The sequence below is a fragment of the Deinococcus sp. JMULE3 genome, assembly GCF_013337115.1.
GTDB lineage: Bacteria > Deinococcota > Deinococci > Deinococcales > Deinococcaceae > Deinococcus.
The window spans coordinates 1,566,214-1,583,064 of the sequence record NZ_SGWE01000004.1; the positions used below are offsets into that span (position 1 = coordinate 1,566,214).

At 71.2% G+C, this 16,851-nt stretch carries 13 protein-coding genes and 1 tRNA gene; 8 read left to right on the forward strand and 6 right to left on the reverse strand.

Features of this window, described 5'->3' with window-relative positions:
• Window positions 1-54 precede the first annotated feature (54 nt).
• Window positions 55-408, reverse strand: coding sequence for a CrcB family protein (locus EXW95_RS10420; RefSeq protein ID WP_174368928.1), 354 nt, complete (start codon window positions 406-408; stop codon window positions 55-57).
• Window positions 409-473: 65 nt separating this feature from the next.
• On the opposite strand from EXW95_RS10420, the gene EXW95_RS10425 reads away from it, so the two are divergent.
• A complete protein-coding gene (locus tag EXW95_RS10425) occupies window positions 474-1,391 on the forward strand; it encodes a magnesium transporter CorA family protein (RefSeq protein ID WP_174367404.1) in 918 nt (305 codons plus the stop codon).
• Between the two features lie 58 nt (window positions 1,392-1,449).
• On the opposite strand, the gene EXW95_RS10430 is transcribed toward EXW95_RS10425, so the two are convergent.
• Window positions 1,450-1,526: transfer RNA gene (locus tag EXW95_RS10430), tRNA-Arg, on the reverse strand.
• 114 nt (window positions 1,527-1,640) lie between these two features.
• Between EXW95_RS10430 and EXW95_RS10435 the strand changes: the two genes are divergently transcribed.
• The 5 genes from EXW95_RS10435 (at window position 1,641) to pta (ending at window position 9,478) form a co-directional block, all read left to right on the forward strand.
• A complete protein-coding gene (locus EXW95_RS10435) occupies window positions 1,641-2,360 on the forward strand; it encodes a roadblock/LC7 domain-containing protein (RefSeq protein ID WP_174367405.1) in 720 nt (239 codons plus the stop codon).
• Window positions 2,361-2,415: 55 nt separating this feature from the next.
• Window positions 2,416-3,972: a hypothetical protein gene (locus EXW95_RS10440; RefSeq protein ID WP_174367406.1), complete on the forward strand. Its 1,557-nt coding sequence runs from the start codon at window positions 2,416-2,418 to the stop codon at window positions 3,970-3,972.
• Window positions 3,972-6,083 carry a hypothetical protein gene (locus tag EXW95_RS10445; RefSeq protein WP_174367407.1) on the forward strand — a complete coding sequence of 704 codons (2,112 nt, stop codon included), beginning with the start codon at window positions 3,972-3,974 and terminating at the stop codon, window positions 6,081-6,083. Before EXW95_RS10440 ends, EXW95_RS10445 begins: the two co-directional genes overlap by 1 nt.
• Before the next feature lie 93 nt (window positions 6,084-6,176).
• Window positions 6,177-7,376: an acetate kinase gene (locus tag EXW95_RS10450; protein WP_174367408.1), complete on the forward strand. Its 1,200-nt coding sequence runs from the start codon at window positions 6,177-6,179 to the stop codon at window positions 7,374-7,376.
• Window positions 7,373-9,478, forward strand: coding sequence for a phosphate acetyltransferase (pta, locus tag EXW95_RS10455; RefSeq protein WP_174367409.1), 2,106 nt, complete (start codon window positions 7,373-7,375; stop codon window positions 9,476-9,478). The genes EXW95_RS10450 and pta overlap by 4 nt, the downstream gene beginning before the upstream one ends.
• Before the next feature lie 66 nt (window positions 9,479-9,544).
• On the opposite strand, the gene EXW95_RS10460 is transcribed toward pta, so the two are convergent.
• The 3 genes from EXW95_RS10460 to ddrC all read right to left on the reverse strand — a co-directional run bounded on the left by EXW95_RS10460 (window position 9,545) and on the right by ddrC (window position 12,492).
• Window positions 9,545-10,633 carry an LptF/LptG family permease gene (locus EXW95_RS10460; RefSeq protein ID WP_174368929.1) on the reverse strand — a complete coding sequence of 363 codons (1,089 nt, stop codon included), beginning with the start codon at window positions 10,631-10,633 and terminating at the stop codon, window positions 9,545-9,547.
• Window positions 10,634-10,683: 50 nt separating this feature from the next.
• The gene (locus EXW95_RS10465; RefSeq protein ID WP_371810010.1) at window positions 10,684-11,730 is read right to left on the reverse strand and encodes an LptF/LptG family permease; all 1,047 of its coding nucleotides are present in this window, start codon (window positions 11,728-11,730) and stop codon (window positions 10,684-10,686) included.
• 66 nt (window positions 11,731-11,796) lie between these two features.
• A complete protein-coding gene (gene ddrC / locus EXW95_RS10470; protein WP_174367410.1) occupies window positions 11,797-12,492 on the reverse strand; it encodes a DNA damage response protein DdrC in 696 nt (231 codons plus the stop codon).
• A 206-nt stretch (window positions 12,493-12,698) separates the two neighbouring features.
• Here ddrC and EXW95_RS10475 point away from each other — a divergent pair, with 206 nt between their 5' ends.
• Complete coding sequence (locus EXW95_RS10475; RefSeq protein ID WP_174367411.1) at window positions 12,699-14,588, forward strand: acetate--CoA ligase; 1,890 nt, start codon at window positions 12,699-12,701, stop codon at window positions 14,586-14,588.
• A 108-nt stretch (window positions 14,589-14,696) separates the two neighbouring features.
• Here EXW95_RS10475 and EXW95_RS10480 read toward each other — a convergent pair whose 3' ends face one another.
• Complete coding sequence (locus EXW95_RS10480) at window positions 14,697-15,026, reverse strand: hypothetical protein (protein WP_174367412.1); 330 nt, start codon at window positions 15,024-15,026, stop codon at window positions 14,697-14,699.
• A gap of 484 nt (window positions 15,027-15,510) precedes the next feature.
• On the opposite strand from EXW95_RS10480, the gene der reads away from it, so the two are divergent.
• Window positions 15,511-16,833: a ribosome biogenesis GTPase Der gene (der, locus tag EXW95_RS10485; RefSeq protein WP_174367413.1), complete on the forward strand. Its 1,323-nt coding sequence runs from the start codon at window positions 15,511-15,513 to the stop codon at window positions 16,831-16,833.
• Window positions 16,834-16,851 lie beyond the last annotated feature (18 nt).

Sequence of the window (16,851 nt, forward strand, 5' to 3'; positions counted from 1 at the left end):
TCCGGGGGCGGGTCGCGCCGCTGCTCCCCCCCTCCCCGGTCTTCCTGCGGCGGGTCACAGGCGGCCCCCCAGCGTGCGGCCCGCCACGGCCGCCAGGACGCCCAGCGTGACGCTGAGGCCCGCGTACAGCAGCGCCGCGCCGCCCCGCCCCTGCGCGAGCAGGTCGTCGAGTTCCACGCTGAACGTGCTGAAGGTCGTGAAGGCGCCCAGCACCCCGGTCCCGAACGCCAGCCGCGCCACGTCAGGCCACACGCCCCGGCCCACCAGCGCCAGCGTCAGGCCCAGCAGGAACGACCCCGCGACGTTGATCAGCAGCACCGGCACGGGAAACGCGGCGCGCAGGGCCAGCGGCGCCAGCAGCAGCTGCGTGCCGTACCGCGCGGCGGCCCCCACGGCGCCGCCTGCCATCACCCACAGCCACGCGTTCACCCTTCCAGCATAGAGTCCGGGCGGGAGTCTGCCATCCTGCGGGCATGATCAGGGCGCGGCGACTCAGCGACGGGCAGGACTTCCCCTGGAACGGGGAGCACGAGAACGTCTGGGTGGACACCCAGGACCCCACTCCGGACGAACTCGCGGCCCTTCAGATGGCGTTCCCCCTGAATCGCCTCGCGCTGGAGGACGCCCTGGAACGCGGCCACTGGAGCCGCGCCGAGGCCTACCCCGAGCACGCGTTCATCACCGTGCGCTCCTACGTGAATCCCGCGCAGACCGACGAGTTCACCGAACGCCTGAGCGTCTTCACGTTCGGCAGCGCCGTCCTGACGCACAGCCCCGGCGGGACCCGCGCGCTGGACAGCGTGTGGAATCTCGTCGGGCGCGACAGCGTGAACACCGCGCAGGAGGTCACGTACGAGCTGCTGGACCACACCGCCGACACCTTCTTCACCGCCGCCGACGCGCTGGAGGCCCGCGTGGACGACCTGGAGGAACGCGTGTTCCAGCGTGTCCGCGAGAACCCGGTCGCGGCGGTGTTCGAACTCAAGCACCTCGTGTCGCAGGCGCGGCGGCTGGCGACCGACGCGCGCGAGGCGACCGCGCTGCTGGGCCGCCACGCCAACTGCACCCCCGCCGATCTGGTGCGCTACCGGGACGTGCAGGACTCCTTCACGCGCGCCGCCGGACGCTTCGACACCCTGCGCGACCTCCTGACCAACCTGCTCGACCTGCACCTGAACCTCCAGAGCCAGCGCATGAACGAGGTCATGCGGACCCTGACCGCCGTCAGCGTGATCTTCCTGCCGCTGACGTTCCTGGCAGGCGTGTGGGGCATGAATTTCGAGTTCATGCCGGAACTCAAGAGCCCCTTCGGTTACGCGCTGGCGTGGGGCACGTTCCTGCTGATCGGCGGGGCCCTCAGCGTGTACTTCAAACGCCGCGGCTGGTGGTGACGCGCGCGGGAACGGACGCGGCGGGCAAGAAAGAACCCCGCCACGGGGGCGGGGAACGTGGTGCACTCGCCGCGATTCGAACGCGGGGCCTGCCCCTTAGGAGGGGGCCGCTCTATCCAGCTGAGCTACGAGTGCGCGGGGCGCGGCTGGCCGCCGGAAGTATAGCAGGGGCCCCCGCGCGGCGTTCACGTGCGCTCGGATGAGATAATCATGTAAGTCCGGTGTACCTATACTGGCTTGAGGTCCCTCATGACGAACGCTGTGTACACCATGACCGTCCGCGCCCTGGCTGGCGTGGTCTCTGAGCGGGCGGCTGAAACGATGGTGCGGTCGGTGCTGCGCGAGCAGAACCTGCTGCCGGAAACCGTGAGTGCCCAGGAGATGCAGCGCATGCTCTCCGGGCCGCTCCTGTCGCGCCTGAGTACCGTGATGCCCGCCGCCCGCGCCCGGCGGGAACTGCTCTCGCTGTCGTCGCTGATGGCCGAGCGGTACCCCAAGGCGCCCACGCTGTTCGTCGAGACTGGCCCCAGCGCCACCTGGGACGACACGCAGGACACCGAGATGTGGAACGAGCTGGGCCTGGGCGCCGACGATTTCGAATTCGACGATCCCGAGTACGCCGCCGGACTGTCGGGCCGGTCGTACGACCTGAACGCCACGCTGGACCAGGACACCCTGATCCAGACACTGGGGCGCCTGAGTGGCGTGCAGGGCGTGATGGTGTGCCGCGCGAGCGGCGAGGTGCTGCGCGTGCGGGCGGTGCGGGACGCGACCGGTCTGGCCGGGGTGGTGGCAGCCAGCGCGATGCTGTTCCAGAAGCGGGCGCTGCGGCTGCTGTCGGCGGATCTGGGCGGGCAGACGGTGTGCGTGTGCCCGCTGGGCGAGTACTGCGTGGCGGTGATCGCCAGTTCGCAGGCGAACGTGGGGAGACTCCTGGTGGAATTGCAGCAGATCAAGGTGGCCGCGTGAGCGCGGCTCAGGTGCAGGTGGCCGCGTGAGTGCGGTCCGTGTGAAGGTGGCCCGAATGAGCGCAGCCTGGGCGCTGACCGCGCTGCTGGGCGCGGCGGGCGCGCAGAACCTGACGGCGTACAGCGCGCTGGCGGGCAGCCTGGACGGGGCAGTGCAGGTGCGCGCGCAGTCGGCCGAGCAGGCCCTGAACCGACTGGACGCGGCGGGCAGGGCGCTGGATGAGCTGGCGCCGACGCTGCGCAACCAGCAGATCGTCAGTGGCCTGCGCGACGCGCTGGGCCGCAGCCGCGCGGCGCTGGCCCGCACCCCGGCGGAACTGGAAGCGCAGGTGCAGCTCGCGCGCGGCCTGATGCGCAAGGCGCTGTACGACCAGAGCCTCGCGGGGCTGGGCGCGCAGCCCGCGAACGCCAGTTCGCAGCTGCTGCTGCTCACGCGGGAATTCGGACTGACCGGCGACGCGGCCAGCGCCCTGAACGCCGACGCGAAGGCCGGGCGGCTGGAGCGCGTGGCGTGGCGCTTGCAGCGCGCGGCGGTGCAGAAGGTCAGCGCGGCGCTGCAGGCGACGCAGGCGAAACAGACGACCGGGTCGTACGTGAACCTGGCCCGCGCGACCGGGTGGTTCACGGTGGTGCAGGACGCCGATGGAGCAGGCGACCTGAAACTCACGCAGTTCGGGGACGCGCTGCGGCAGCTGACGTCCGGGGACACGGCGGCGCTGGGCGCGTCGCTGACCACGCTGCGCCGCGGTACGCAGGCCTTCGCGCAGACGCTGGCGCAGCCGCCGGCCGTGGCCACGACCCCCGCGGCGGGTGCATCGAAACCGGGCACGCCCACCCCGGCCACCTCGCCAGCCACCTCGCCGGCCACCCCCCCGGCGCCGGCCACGCCGACCCGGACCGGTGGGGCCGAGGCCGTGTACGCCGCGCTGGGCCGCGCGCTGGCCGCCAGCGGGCACGCCGACGGTGTCACGGCCCGCGCGGCGCTGCAGGACGCCAGCGCGCAGCTTTCGCGTGTGGGCGCGCCGCTGCGCGACACCGCCGAGTACCTGACGCTGCAGCGGGCGCTGGAGGGGGCGCAGAACCGCGCCGCGCCGCGTCCCAGCGACGTGCAGGCCCTGATCTCGGGTCTGGCGAATGCCGAGCGGGCCGCGCGCGGCGAGCCGGTCAGCGCGCTGGACCGCGCGTCCCTGAGCACCGCCGGGTGGTTCAGCGGCTGGCTGCGCGCCCTGATCTTCCTGCTGCTGGGCGTGGGGGTCGCGGCGCCGCTGTACCTGCTGAACCTCGCGTTCGGGGGGCGGAACGTGTACTGGCGCGCCATCACGGGCGGGCTGGTGCTGCTGCTGCTGCCGGTGTTCCTGGAGGGCGTGTTCGGCTTCCTGGGTGCGCTCGGGGACGCGCTGGGCGGCGGGGCACTGGCGGGCCTGACGAACGTGACCCTCTCGCAGGGTGCGTACGCGCTGCCCGTGTGGGCGCTGCTGGCGCTCGGCGCGATCGGGCTGCTGGCCTTCGGGTTCCGGGGGCTGTGCATGCAGTTCGGGCTGCTGGGAGACCAGACCGGCAGCGCACACACGACGGTGCATCACACCGTGATCGACTGGGATGAGGACGTCTGATGGCCAGCCTGCACCGTTTACCCGTCCAGATGCTCGGCGACCTCGTGTCGCCCCGCGCGCTGGAACGCATCCTGCAGGAGGCCGCCCAGGCGCGCGGCTCCACCCTGGAACTGCTCGACGTGGCCGCCCTGGAGGACATCCTGAAGAAGGAGGTCTTCAAGCGCCTGCAGCTGAGCGTCCCCGCGCCCCTGGCGAAGAAACGCGTCTCGGAGGTGCTGGGTGAACTGATCAAGGCCACCCAGGAACGCATGCTGCCCGCGCAGGGCAGTCAGATCCCGGCGCTGGAGGAGGCCGCGCGGCGCTTCTCGCTGTACTTCGACTGGCCCGAGACGCAGCGCCTGCGTGGCGTGCTGACCGTCGCCCGGCAGGAGGAGAAGGACGGGCGGGACGTGGGCGACCTGGTGCGCGAGGCGCAGAACCTGATCGACACCATGGACCGCCGCCTGCAGGAGGGCCTGATCGAGCAGGGTCAGGACCTCGCGGAACTCCGCGCGGCGTTCGAGCGGGTGCAGGGCATGGGCGGCAAGGACGTCCGCCGCCTGGACACGTTGATCGGGCAGATCGACGAGGCGCAGAAGCAGGGCACGCTGCTGCCCGGCGAGGTGGAACGCGCCCGGACGATCACCTTCAACCTCCGCAAGCTGCTGGAATCGTCGGTCGTGCAGACCGTGCAGTCCGATCAGGCGGTCATCCCGACCAGCGCGACCATCCTGGACCCGGACGCGCAGGCGCGCGTGCTGGCGCTGGAACAGGAACACGCCGCGCAGCAGCTGAACCTGACCGAACGCGAGTTCATGACGCTGCTGCAGGGCCGCACGGACCTGCGCGAGCAGCACGACCGCCTGCGCGCCCTGCACGGCCAGGGGCAGCTGACCGCCGATCTGGTCGAGGACTGGCGCGGCCAGCTGAAAATCGAGCGGGAACGCACCCTGAGTGAACAGCGCGCCCAGCTGGTCCGCCTGGAGGACGCGCTGGCGCAGGCGACCGCCACGGCCGACATGCGCATCGCGCTGGACTCCGCGCGGCACCTGCTTGACAGCGGCAGCCTCGCCACGGACGAACTGCAGGAACTGCAGGGCATGCAGGCCGCCCTGGCCGCCGGCGTGAACGCCGCGCAGCAACTGGAAACGCAGCGTGAACTGCTGGACATCGAACGCTCGGCCCGCAACGTGCCCGGCGCCAGCGAGGCGCTCGCACCCATGATCGCGCAGGCCCGCGCGGCCCTGGCGCAGGGCGCCAGCGTGGACCTCGCGGACCTGTGGACGCACCTGGAACGCCGCATGGGCGCCGCCGCGCAGGAACGCGAGGACTTCGACGCCCGCGCCGACCGGGTCGTGCGCGAGTACGACATGGTCCGCGGGCTGGCCGGGGAAACCACCCAGAACCTGGGCCGACTGGCGGACACGCTGCGCGCCCAGCGCCGCCTGGGCCGCATGAGTGCCCAGGCCCGCGAACGCTACGAGCAGACCCTGCACGACGCCGAGGCGCTGCTCGCCGAGGCGCACGCCGAGTACCGCGCCGCGCAGGAAGTCACCGCCACCTTCGGCCAGGACGCCCTGAGCGGCCTGCTGGACGTGTTCGACTTCCAGGAGAGCAGCATCCTGGACACCGACCCCGGCCCGGCCATCGCCGCCCGCACCGACCCGTTCGGCTTCACGGGCGGCGCCGCACCCACCCCCGCAGCGCCCACCCCGGCGCCCGCAGCGGCCCCGGCCCCCGCTGCGAGTGCCGCGTCGCTGTTCGACACGCTGCTCTCGGGCGTGAGCGCCGCGCCCGCCAGCGCCCCGACCACCCCGGACCCCGCGCCGAGCCCGGCAGCGGGCAGTCCCTTCTCGTTCGGTGCGCCCGCCACCCCGGCGGAACCGGTCGAGACGTGGCTGTTCGTGCAGGGCCAGATCCAGCACGGCGCGTACACCCTGGCCGCGCAGGGCATGAGCGCCCTGCTGCAGCAGGCCAGCGCGCTGGGCCTGCAACGCCTGGACATGGGCGACGCCACGCACGTCTGGTCGGCGCGCAGCACCACCCCCGGCGAGTGGCGCGTGGGCCGCGCCCTGAACTGGACGGACCTCGACGAACAGGTCGGTTCCTGGCTCGACACCGGCCAGAGCTGAGCGCCGCCCGTGATTTCCGGCCTTCACCCCACGTGAAGGCCGTTTCTCATGCGTGGGGCCGCGCGTCCCTGTGCCCACTGTCAGAATGGGCACATGTGGACTCTGGTGCTGAATTGCGGGTCGAGCAGCGTGAAGTTCGCGCTGCTGGACGTGCAGGGTGGGCAGGTGCGGCTGTCGGGGCTGGCGGAGCGGTTGGGGTCGGCGGGCGCGTCGGCGCGCGTGGAGGTGGACGGCGCGCGGCGCGTGGTGGATCTGGCGGGCGGCAGTTACGCGGAGGCGTTCGCGGTGATCGCGGGGGCGCTGGATGAGCTGGGCGTGCGCGCGGGGGTGGGCGCGGTCGGGCACCGGGTGGTGCACGGCGGGGAGCGCTTCAGTGCCCCGGCGCTGATCACGCCGGAGGTCCTGGCGGAGATCCGGGCGTGTGTGCCGCTGGCGCCGCTGCACAATCCGGCGAACATCGCGGGGATCGAGGCGGCGCAGGCGGCGTTCCCAGGCGCGGCGCACGTGGCGGTGTTCGACACGGCGTTCCATCAGAGCATGCCGGAGGTCGCGTATCGGTACGCGGTGCCGGGCGAGTGGTACCGGCAGCACGGGGTGCGGCGGTACGGGTTTCACGGGACGAGTCACGCGTTCGTGGCGGCCCGCGCGGCTGATCTGCTGGGGCGGCCGCTGGCGGAGTTGAATCTGGTGACGGCGCACCTGGGGAACGGGTGCAGCGTGTGCGCGGTGCAGGGGGGCCGCAGCGTGGACACCAGCATGGGCCTGACGCCGCTGGAGGGGCTGGTCATGGGCACGCGCAGCGGGGACGTGGATCCGGGGCTGCATGATTACATCGCGCGGCAGGCGGGCCTGAGCCTGTCGGAGGTGACGGCCGCGTTGAACCGCGAGAGTGGCCTGCTGGGCCTGTCGGGGCTGAGCAACGACATGCGTGAGCTGGAGGAAGCCGCCGGGCGCGGGCACGCGGGGGCGCGGCTGGCGCTGGACGTGTTCGTGCACCGCCTCGCCAAGTCAATGGCGGGGATGGCGGCGGCGATGGGCCGGGTGGACGGGCTGGTGTTCACGGGCGGCATCGGGGAGAACAGCGCCTGGGTGCGCGGCGCGGTGCTCGCGCGGCTGGCGGTGCTGGGCGCGCGGGTGGACGAGACGGCGAACGCGGCGGCGGTGCGTGGGCAGTCGGGCGTGATCAGCGCGCCGGACGCCCTGGCAGCGCTGGTCGTGAACACGAACGAGGAACTGATGATCGCGCAGCAGACCCAGGAATTACTGGCTGAACTGAAGGAGGTTGAGGCATGAAGACGTTGTTTGTCGCCCCGACCCGCAACGGTGTGGGCCTGAGCAGCACGGCGCTGGGTCTGACGCGGGCGCTGGAACGGCAGGGCCTGAAGGTCGCGTTCCTGAAACCCATCGCGCAGACGCACGAGCTGCGTACCGACGACAGCGTGCATTTCGCGCGGGCGCTGGCGCACCTAAGCGTGCCCGACCCGATCGCGCTGGCGCTGGCCGAGGAGCAGCTCAGTCACGGCGGCGAGGAGGACCTGATGGAGAGCGTCGTGGCCCTCTCCCAGGAGGTCACGGAGGGCGGCGCGGACGTCCTGATCGCCGAGGGCCTCGCACTCAATGAGCGGAATACCTACGCCGGGGCGCTGAACGCCAGCCTCGCGCGGAACCTCCAGGCGGACACGGTCCTGGTGTCCAGTCTGGCGGGGGTCACGCCGGGCGAACTGGCCGACGAGCTGGAGATCGCCGCGCAGGCGTACCGGCGTAGCGACGGGTCGGGCCTCAGCGGGTACGTGCTGAACTTCGCCCCGCCCGGCCTGGACTACGGCACGCTGATGGCCGAGTTGCGCTCACGCAGTCGCGTACTGGCCAGCGGGGAGCTGCCGCTGCTGGGCGTGGTGTCGCAGTCGGTGGGATTGAACGCGCCGCGCACGCTGGACATCGCCCGGCACCTGCGCGCCGACGTGGTGAACGAGGGCGAGGCCGGCGTCCGCCGCGTGACGAGTACCGTCGTGACGGCCCGCACCGTGCCGCGCATGGCGCACCTGTTCGTGCCGGGCGCGCTGGTCGTCACGCCCGGCGACCGCGAGGACGTCATCATGGCCGCCGCGCTGTCGCACCTCAGCGGCGTGCCGCTGGCGGGGCTGATGTTCACGTCCGGCAGCGGCCCCGAGGACAGCATCGAGCGGCTGTGCCGCGCCGCGCTGGGCAGCACCCTGCCGGTCCTGCGGGTGAACACGAACTCCTTCGAGACCGCCTCGCGCCTCTCGCGGCTGGACGCGCGCGTGCCGCACGACGACCCGCAGCGGATGGACCGCATGCTGGACTTCATCGCGGACCGGCTGGACACCGTGCCGCTCGGCACGCGCCTGCGCGCCCCGCTGGACGGCGAGCGCCGCCTGCCGCCCAGCGCGTTCCGCTACGAACTCATCCAGAAGGCCCGCGCGGCCGCCAGACGCATCGTGCTGCCCGAGGGGGACGAGCCGCGCACCGTGAAGGCCGCGATCCGCTGCGTCGAGAAGGGCATCGCCCGCCCCGTGCTGCTCGCCAAGCCCGAGCGGGTGCGGCAGGTGGCCGAGGGGCAGGGCCTCACGCTGCCCGAGGGGCTGGAGGTTCTCGATCCGGACACCATCCGCGCGCTGTACGTCGCGCCGATGGTCGAACTGCGCAGGAGCAAGGGCCTGACCGCCCCGCAGGCCGAGGCGCAGCTGGAGGACACCGTCGTGCTGGGCACCATGATGCTCGCGCTGGGCGAGGTGGACGGCCTCGTGTCCGGCGCGATCCACACCACCGCGAACACCGTGCGGCCCGCGCTGCAGCTCATCAAGACCGCGCCCGGCTCGAAACTCGTCAGCAGCGTGTTCTTCATGCTGATGCCCGAGCAGGTGCTCGTGTACGGCGACGCCGCCATCAACCCCAACCCGAACGCCGAGGAACTCGCCGACATCGCCATCCAGAGTGCCGACAGCGCCCGCGCGTTCGGCATCACGCCCAGGGTCGCCATGCTGTCCTACTCCACCGGGGAATCCGGCAGCGGCGAGGACGTCGAGAAGGTCAAGGCCGCCACCGCCCTGGTGCGCGAGCGCCGCCCGGACCTCCTCGTGGACGGTCCCATGCAGTACGACGCCGCGTCCGTCCTTTCGGTCGGGCAGCAGAAAGCCCCCGGCAGTCCCGTTGCGGGCCGCGCCACCGTGTTCATCTTCCCCGACCTGAACACCGGCAACACCACCTACAAGGCCGTGCAGCGCGCCGCCGGGGTCGTCGCCGTGGGGCCCATGCTCCAGGGCCTGCGCAAACCCGTCAACGACCTCAGTCGCGGCGCACTCGTGGACGACATCGTGTACACCATCGCCCTGACCGCCATCCAGGCCACGCAGGTCACAGGGGCGGACAGTTGATGGGTGATGGTTGATGGACAGAGAGGGGTGCGTGATCTGAACTCACGCGCCCCTCTCCCCTGTCCGTTACCGGCGGGCGCTGAGCCAGAGCAGGAGGCTGCCCGCGAGGACGGCGACGAGGTCGGGGGCGTACGCGGCGACGGCGCCGGGCAGGGCGCCCTTCTCGCCCATGACGTTGAAGACGCTGTACGTGGCGTAGTACGCGAAGGTCAGCATGAGCGCCCAGACGAAGCCGACGTTGCGGCCACTGCGGAAGCTGAACACGGCGAGGCTGACGCCGAAGAATGCGAGGGCCAGCGCGGCGAGGGGCGCGGCGAATTTCTGGTGCAGCGCGGTGAATTCGGCGGGCGCCTGGACGCCCTGGGTGCGGTAGGTGTTCACGCGCTGCCACAGGACCGGGAGGGGGTCGTTGACGGGTTTGCCCTGCGCAGCGCTGCCGAGGTCGGTGCCGGTGTCCTGCAGGGGCAGGGTGCCGGTCTCGAAGCTGAGGATGGTGACGGGGCGGGCGTCCTGGTACGTGACGCGCTGTCCGTCCTTCAGCGTCAGGGTGGTGCTGCCGGGCACGAGGCGGCCTTCGCGGGCGGTGATGACCTCGCGGGGGGGGAGGCCGTCTTGCATGGTGACGATGCGCAGGTCGCGGAGTTCACCGCCGGGGAGGATCTGGCCGATGCTGATGGCGCGGCCCAGTGCGTCGCGCAGGACGACGTTCTGCTCGCCGAGTCCGAGGACGCGGGGGTTGGCGAGGACGATCTGCTGCTGCACTTCCCCGATCTGCGTCTGCGCGCGGGGGACGAGGCCCTCGCCGAGCGCGAAGGCCAGTGCAGTGACCGCAGCGGCGAGGATCAGGACGGGGCGGTAGAGGCGCGTGGCGGGAATCCCGGCGGCCAGGGCGCTCTTGATCTCGCTGTCGGCGGCCAGTCGTGAGAGGCCGAGCAGTACGGCGAACATCAGGGCGATGGGCAGGGCGCGGGCGGCGGCCTCGGGGACGTTCAGCGCGAGCAGCCGCGCGACGAGCAGGGGCGGCGCGCCCTTGGCGAGCAGCGGCGCGAGGTAGCGTTCCAGGCTGGCGACGACCAGCAGGGCGATCACGGCGGCCAGCGCGCCGAACAGCAGCGGCGCGATCTCCGCGAGGACGTACCGTTCGAAGGTCTTCAGGCGCGGCGCGGCTCGTGGGGCGCGCGGGGCGGGTGGGGTGGCGGGGCGGGTCACCGGAGCCTCCAGGCGAGCGCGGCGGCGAGGATCAGGAACGCGAGGTTCGGCGTCCAGGCGGCCAGGTCGGGCTGCACTGCCCCGGCGCGCGCCAGGCCGGGCATGGTGGTCCACAGGACGTAGAAGCCCACCAGGAACACCAGCACGGCGCCGAACGCGGCGGCGCGGTTGCGCAGCAGCAGGCCCAGCGCCCCGGCGGCCAGCGCGAAGATGATGGGCGTGACGGGGTCGGCGGTGCGCTGCGCGACGGTGAACGCGGCCTCGCGGCGGTCGGTGCCGGGCAGGCCGGGGTCGGCGGCGCGTCCCCGCAGGACCGGGGTGGTGGTCTGTTCCACCTCGATGATGGCGGGGCGCAGCCGGTCGGTCTGTGGCACGGTGACCGGTCCGGTCAGGGCGCGGGGGGGCTGGCCGGGGCGGGTTTCCCAGGGGGCCAGCAGCGTCCAGGTGCGCGTGCGGGTGTTCCAGGTGCCGGTGCTGGCGGTCAGGATGGTCTGACCGCGCTGCACCATGACGCCCTGCAGCTGCGCCTCGTCGCTGCCGGGTGGCGTGATGACCTTCCCGGCGTAGTACAGCGCGCCGGGCGGGGCGTAGGTGTAGCGCAGCTGCTCGGGGGGTGGGGGGGTCATGTTGTACACGCCGTACCAGGTGTTCCACCAGCGGGCCATGCCCTGCGGCGCGAACTGGTTGGCGTTCCCGTACGTGACGGCCGCGACGAGCAGGAACGGCAGCGCGAGGGGCCACACCAGCCGCAGCGGCGGCACGCCCCCGGCGCTGATGGCTTTGAGTTCGTTGTCGCTCTGCATGCGCGCCAGTGCCAGCAGGATCGCAAACGGCACGGCGAGGACGAGGCTGCGGTTCAGGAAGCTGGGCGCGAGGCTCAGGAAGGCGGCGGCGGCGGTGCCGAACGCGGGTTTGTACGTGATGAGGTTCGCGACGGTGCTGCTCAGGGCGTCCGTGAGTTGCAGCGCGAGGAACAGCGCGACGCCCGCCGCGTACCAGCGCGTGACCTCGGCCAGAACGAGGCGGATCAGGAGTGACGGCACGTGCCGGATTCTAGCGGGCCAGCATGAGGGCGGCAGGCAGAGAAGCCCGCCGCCCCTGGGTGGACGTCAGCCTGCCTGGGGCGGCTGGGTGCTGCTCCAGCCCTGCCGTTCGTGCCGCGCGAGGTGCTCGTGCAGCCGCAGGATGGCGGCGTTGCCGTGCGCGCCGCGGTCCTGGATGGCGCGGGCGGTGGCGGCGTCGAGGTACGCGAGGCGCAGCAGTTCGGTGCTGCTCAGGCCGTCGCGGGTGTGCTTCACGCCGCGTTCCCGGCGGATGGTGGCGCTGTCGGTGCCCAGGACGCTGCGGTTGCTGATGCTGCCCAGCTGCCCGTACACGTTCCCGGCGCCGCCGTGCCGCGCGACGGTGCTCATGAGTTCCCGGCGGGCGTGGGTGCTGTCCAGGCGCGCGGCCAGCCAGCGGCGCGCCTCGGGGTCCGGGTTGCGTTCGGCGATGCTCGCGGCGAGGCGCACGTCGCCCTGCAGCGCGCGGGCCAGCAGGTCCTGCGCCCGCTTACGCCAGCGGCGGGCCTGGGTGGTGTCCAGCGCGAAGCACAGCGTGGTGAACGCGGGGACGCTCAGGGCGTCTTCCGGTCCGGCACCGAAGTCGGCGGTGTCGGGGTTGAAGTCGTGGGCGGCGAGGGTGGCCGTGTGCGCGTCCTCGGGGACGCCCAGCTGCGTCAGGGCCGCCGCCGCGTGGAGGAGGCCGTCCGCGCTGACAGGCAGCCGCACGGTGCCGAAATCGAGGGTCAGGGGTACGTTCTTCACAAGAAAAGTATAGCACGAATTATGCTTTCAGCATAATTGGGTTGTGGGGTGCAGGTCGTGGGATGTGGGAACGGCAGATCCCCTGGGATGCCCACTGCCACGGCGTTTTTCAATCTCTTCCTACAACCCACATCCCACCTCCCACAACCCCTATACACTGAGCGGAACACACAACCCGACGCCGCTCCCCCACGGAGGTTTCACCCATGACGGATGCCCATCGCCCTGACCGCTGGTTCGCGCCCGAGTCCGTGCTGCGCCGCCTGCGGAGTGACCCGGATGCGGATATCGAGGCCGCGCGCCGCGCCCCGGACGCGTTCTGGCTGGCGCAGGCCCGGCAGTTCGAGTGGACGAAGGCGCCCACGACGGGCCTGACCTGGAACCGCCCGCACATGCAGTGGTTCGCGGACGGCGAGACGAACATCACCCTGAGTGCCCTGGACCGCCACGCGCGGGGCGAGGCGCGCACTCGCGCGGCGCTGATCTGGCTGTCGGAGACCGAGGAGGCGCAGGTCATCACGTACGGCATGCTGCACGAACGGGTCGAGCGGGCCGCCGCCGGGCTACGCGCGCTGGGCGTGAACGCGGGCGACCGCGTCGTGATCTACCTGCCCCTGACGCCCGAGGGCGTGATCGCCATGCTGGCCTGCGCGCGGCTGGGCGCGGTGCATTCGGTCGTGTACGCGGGCCTGGGTGTGGGCGCGCTGCGCGACCGCATCACGGACGCCGGGGCGCGCGTCGTCATCACGGCGGATGTCGGGTACCGGCGCGGGAAGCTCGTGGACCTGTACGCCATCGCCTCCGAGGCCATCGCGGACCTGGGCGGCGTGGAGCACCTCGTGCTGTGGGAACGCATCAAGACGTACCAGCGCGAACACGACGCCCGCACCGTCCCCTGGGAGAGCCTCTTCGCGCACGGCCGCGCCGGGGCGGTGCCCGTGAACGCCGAGCATCCGCTGTACGTGCTGTACACGTCGGGCAGCACCGGGAAACCCAAGGGCGTCATCCACACGCACGGCGGGTACATGGTCGCCAGCACCTACCACCTCGGACAACTGTTCGATGTGCGCGCCGGGGACGTGTTCTTCTGCACCAGCGACATCGGCTGGATCGTCGGGCACAGCTACATCGTGTACGCGCCGCTGGCCGCCGGGGCGACCGTCCTCTTCCGCGAGGGCGCGCCGGACTTCCCGGACCCCGGCGTGTTCTGGCGCGCCGTCGAACGCTACGGCGTGAACGTGCTGTTCACCGCGCCCACCGCGCTGCGCCTGTTCATGAAACTCGGCCCCGACGTGCTGAAGGGGCACGACCTGAGCAGCCTGCGCGTGATCGCCTGCGCGGGCGAGGCCCTGAACCCGGAGGCGTGGCGCTGGGCGCAGCAGCACCTCGCAGGCGGGCTGGAGGAGGGCGCGCACGCCGTCGTCATCGACCACTGGTGGCAGACGGAACTGGGCGCGCCGATCCTGGGCACCCACCCGCGCTGGCCCGCCCGGCCCGGCTTCGTGGGCCGCCCCCTGGCGGGCGTGGACGCCGACGTGGTCGACGAGCAGGGCCACAGCCTCCCGGACGGCGTGCAGGGGCACCTCGTGCTGCGCCGCCCCACGCCGGGCATGATGCGCGGCATTCACGGCAACCCCGAGAAGTACGCGCAGGTCTGGACGGAGAACCCCGCCGGGTACCTGTCCGGGGACCTCGCCGTGCGGGACGAACACGGGTACATCAGCATCCTGGGCCGCGCGGACGACGTGCTGAACGTCGCCGGGCACCGCATCGGCAGCGCCGACGTCGAGGACGCCCTGGTGTCCCACCCCGCCGTCGCGGAGGCCGCCGTGATCGGCATTCCCGACGACCTGAAGGGTGAGAGCATCGTCGCGCACGTCATCCTCAGAAAAGGTTTCGAGGATCAGGTGGGCCAGGGCCTGCGCGCCAGCATCAGCGAACACGTCCGGCGCGAACTCGGCCCCATCGCCACCCCCGGCGAGATCCGCGTCGTCACGGCGCTCCCCAAGACCCGCAGCGGGAAGATCATGCGCCGCGTCCTGCGCGCCCAGGCCCTCGGGCAGGACCCCGGCGACCTCACCACCCTGGAAGGCTAGGCGGGGACAGCAATAAAAAATCCGCCTCGTGGGCGGTGATGTCCAGAACCATAGCGCGGTATGCAGGGGCGGTCAAGGGTATCCACTCGAATCCGCCCCTGCCGCGGTTCAGGTGGTTGGGCCTTCGCGGCGCAGGATCTCCAGCCAGTTTCCGGCGACCAGCCACGGCAGGAACGCGACGAGCACCCCGACGATGTTCACGATGGTGAGCAGAAACAGACTGGTGAGGTTGCGGGAATCGTAATTGAGCAGCGCGGGCGCGAACTGGATCAGCAGGAACGGCAGGACGCCGCCCAGCACCACGGCTCCCAGGACGCCCTGCGCAGCCCGCCAGCCGGTGTCACGGCGCCCCAGCCACACGCCGTACGCGAAGATCAGGCCTGCCGCGAGAATGCCGCTGCTGACCGCCAGACTGCCCAGACTCAGGGTGGTGTTCACACCTGCACGTTACGTGGCCCGGACTGCCCGGGTTGCCGCACCTGCGGCACGCTCAGGGGATCAAAACGAAAAATCCGCCCTTCTCGGACGGTGATAGAAACAGAATAACGCGGTATGCGGCGCGTGTCAACCCATGCGCATAGGCCCAAAAAGCGCGTGCAGCACGACCTCCGATCATCCGCCCACCAACGGTATGCAGTCCCGCCTCCCCTCTCCCGGCTGGAATCGTTCCCGCTGCACGGACGCATACATGCCCCCATGCGGTAGACTCGCCTGTCGCAGGCCCCCTCACCGTGAGGCGCAGGCCGTTTCGGCGGAACCCCCCAGACGCCCGGGGTGGAACCGACACCGTACAAGGAGCGTCACCATGCACCCAGACTGCACTCCTCCGGCCCGAGCCTGCCGGCCGTGCCTCCGGACTTCCGTCCGGGCGCAATAACTCCCACTCGCTTCGCTCGTCGCCCAGACGGGCGCGGAGGACACTATGCATAAAGTCGCCATCGTCGGCCGACCCAACGTCGGCAAGTCCAGCCTGTTCAACCGCCTCATCGGCCGCCGCGAGGCCGTCGTCGCCGACTTCCCCGGCGTGACCCGCGACGCGAAAGAAGGCCTGATGCTGTACCACAACCACCGCATCACCCTGATCGACACCGGGGGCCTCTGGAGCGGGGACGAGTGGGAAGACGCCATCCGCCAGAAGGCCGAGTGGGCCATGGAAGGCGCGCAGGCCATCATCTTCGTCCTCGACCCCCGCGAGGGCCTGTCCGCCGCCGACTACGAGGTCACCGACTGGCTGCGCCGCCTGAACAAACCAGTCATCATCGCCGCGAACAAGATCGACAGCCCCAAGCACGAGGTCTACATGGCCGAACTGTGGGGCCTGGGCTTCGGGGAACCCGTCGCCATCAGCGCCGAGCACGCCCGCGGCCTCGACGACCTGCTCGACCGCGTCATGGAGCACCTGCCCGAGGACACCGAGGACGTTCCCGAGATCGCGCCCATCCGCATCAGCCTGATCGGCCGCCCCAACGTCGGCAAGAGCAGCCTCCTGAACGCCATCACCCAGACCGACCGCGCCATCGTCGCCGACCAGCCCGGCACCACCCGCGACAGCCTGGACGTCGAATGGGACTACGGCGGGCAGCGCTTCGTGCTCGTGGACACCGCCGGGATCCGCAAGAAACCCGACACCGCCATCGAGGACTACGCCATCCAGCGCTCGCAGGCCGCCATCGAACGCAGCGACCTGATCTGGCTGGTGCTGAACGCCGGGGAACTCGGCGATCACGAACTGAAACTCGCGAACCTCGCGTACGACAGCGGCAAACCCGTCATCGTCGTCGTGAACAAATGGGACCTCGTGCCCGACGAGGAACTCAAACGCGTCGAGAAGGAACTCAACCAGAAACTCAACCACATCAGCTACGCGCCGCGCGTGTACACCAGCGCCATCAACGAGTACGGCATTCACGACATGCTCGCCGAAGCCATGAAACTCCACGAGAAATGGCAGAGCCGCATCCCCACCAGCGAACTCAACCGCTGGCTGGAAGTCTGGCAGATGCGTCAGGCCGTCCCGAACTTCCACGGGAAGAAACTCAAGATGTACTTCATGACCCAGGTGGAAACCGCGCCCCCCACCTTCGCGATCTTCTGCAACCGCGCCGACTTCGTCACCCGCGCGTACGAAGGCTTCCTGCAGAACCGCATCCGCGAGGACCTGCAACTCGCCGGGATTCCCGTCCGCCTGAAATGGAAGGAAAAAGGCCCCTACAAACGCGAGAAGAAAAACGAAGCCGCCGAGTAACCACAGAGCCCCCGCCCC

Excerpts from the sequence above, each read along its gene's own strand:
- EXW95_RS10420 (WP_174368928.1), bottom strand. The coding sequence starts at position 408 with ATGGCAGGCGGCGCCGTGGGGGCCGCCGCGCGGTACGGCACGCAGCTG.
- EXW95_RS10425 (WP_174367404.1), top strand. The coding sequence starts at position 474 with ATGATCAGGGCGCGGCGACTCAGCGACGGGCAGGACTTCCCCTGGAAC.
- EXW95_RS10435 (WP_174367405.1), top strand. The coding sequence starts at position 1,641 with ATGACGAACGCTGTGTACACCATGACCGTCCGCGCCCTGGCTGGCGTG.
- EXW95_RS10440 (WP_174367406.1), top strand. The coding sequence starts at position 2,416 with ATGAGCGCAGCCTGGGCGCTGACCGCGCTGCTGGGCGCGGCGGGCGCG.
- EXW95_RS10445 (WP_174367407.1), top strand. The coding sequence starts at position 3,972 with ATGGCCAGCCTGCACCGTTTACCCGTCCAGATGCTCGGCGACCTCGTG.
- EXW95_RS10450 (WP_174367408.1), top strand. The coding sequence starts at position 6,177 with ATGTGGACTCTGGTGCTGAATTGCGGGTCGAGCAGCGTGAAGTTCGCG.
- pta (WP_174367409.1), top strand. The coding sequence starts at position 7,373 with ATGAAGACGTTGTTTGTCGCCCCGACCCGCAACGGTGTGGGCCTGAGC.
- EXW95_RS10475 (WP_174367411.1), top strand. The coding sequence starts at position 12,699 with ATGACGGATGCCCATCGCCCTGACCGCTGGTTCGCGCCCGAGTCCGTG.
- der (WP_174367413.1), top strand. The coding sequence starts at position 15,511 with ATGCATAAAGTCGCCATCGTCGGCCGACCCAACGTCGGCAAGTCCAGC.